This is a genomic window from Serratia sp. H1w, from assembly GCF_000633355.1.
Taxonomy (GTDB): Bacteria; Pseudomonadota; Gammaproteobacteria; order Enterobacterales; family Enterobacteriaceae; genus Chania.
The window spans coordinates 1-1,509 of sequence record NZ_AYMQ01000205.1 but is presented as its reverse complement, the minus strand read 5'-3'; the positions used below and the strand labels follow the sequence as shown (position 1 = coordinate 1,509).

Below are 1,509 nucleotides of genomic sequence, written 5' to 3'. Positions count from 1 at the left end.
GGAGCCTAGATAGAGAGGACAAAGTCCGTGAGCGCTATCGCTACGATACGCAGGGCAACCTGACGGAAGAAACCGACGCGTTGGGTAATACCTGCCACTATCGGTGGTCTGCGCAAGGGGCACTCAACGAGGTGCAATACCCGGATGGCAGCCGTGAACGCTTTGTCCGCGATGCTTTTGGCCAGGTGTTGGAGCACCATCAGCGTAACGGGCTGACCCACTATTATCGCTACAACCTGCTGGGACAGGTGATCCGGCACAGTGACAGTCCGCTGGACGACGCCGGAGTCAACGGTACCCGTTATACCTGGAACGCCGCCAACCGGCTGGAAGCCATTCACTCACCGGACGGCACGGTGCGGCAGTACCGCTATAACGCCTACGGCAAGGTGACCAGCGAGCGTGACGAAAAGGGGCTCACCACCCAATACGAATACCATCCAAATTCCCATTTGGTGAGCCGGATCATTTACCCTGACCTCAGCCAGGTGGAATACCGCTATGACAACCCGAAGAACTTCGTCAGCGACATCATCAATCAGAACGGCGAACACCATCGGTTGGCCTATCACCCCAATGGCCTGGTGAGTGAAGAACACACCATTGACGGACGCCACTTCTTCTATGAGTACGACCTGAACGGGCACCTGAGCCAGCGCACCGAGTACGGCACCAGCCAGAGTGAACAGACCGCGCTAATCACCCGCTATGAGCGGGATGCTGCCGGGAGACTGGTTCGCAAGGTGTTGCCAGACGGCAAGGAAGTCAACTACGGCTATGACAGCTTTAACCGCCTGCGGCTGGTGGACGATGGGCAGTGGCCGCTGGCCTACGGTTACGATGAGATCGGGCGGTTAACGGAAGAGTATCAGGGTTTTGCCAGCCTGTTTTATGCGTATGACAGCGCGGGCAACCTGACACGCCACTGCCTGCCCGACGGCAATATTCTGGCCTACCAGTACCAGCAAGGGCAGGTCTCACGTATTGCGCTCAATGGCCAGGTGCTGAGTGATCACCAGTATCGCGGTGAGCAGGAAATCCGACGCATCACCGGCGAGGTGGTGAGCGAGTTTGATTATGACGGGAGGCAACGCCTTAGCCATCAGCGGGCCACCGCCGTAGTGCAGGCAGAAATGGAAGGTGATGCTCCGGGTGTGTCACCGGTAATGCAGCGCCGCTACGAGTACGACCCGGCAGGCAACCTGACGCAGATCCTCGACCCGCATAAAGGCAACCGGGAATACCGCTACGATAAGCAACATCGCCTGACAGAAGCGCTGCATCACCCTATAGCCTATCCAGACACCTTGCCGCAGGCATTGCGCTGGCGGGGTATTAGTGAGCAGTTTACGCACGATGCGGCGGGTAACGTGTTGGGGAACGGCACAGCCTCACTCGGGACGAAAGTCCGTGGCAACCTGCTGAAGCAGAAAGGTGATGTGCGGTTTGAGTATGACGAGTTTGGCAACCTGACACGCGAAGTGCGCAGCACCAAGCCACTGTGGGTAC

At 58.1% G+C, this 1,509-nt stretch carries 1 protein-coding gene; it reads left to right on the top strand.

Annotated elements, in window-relative coordinates; genetic code table 11:
- Window positions 1–1,509: hypothetical protein (locus tag U869_RS0128755; protein WP_029988552.1), on the top strand; the 1,509-nt coding region annotated here is incomplete at both ends.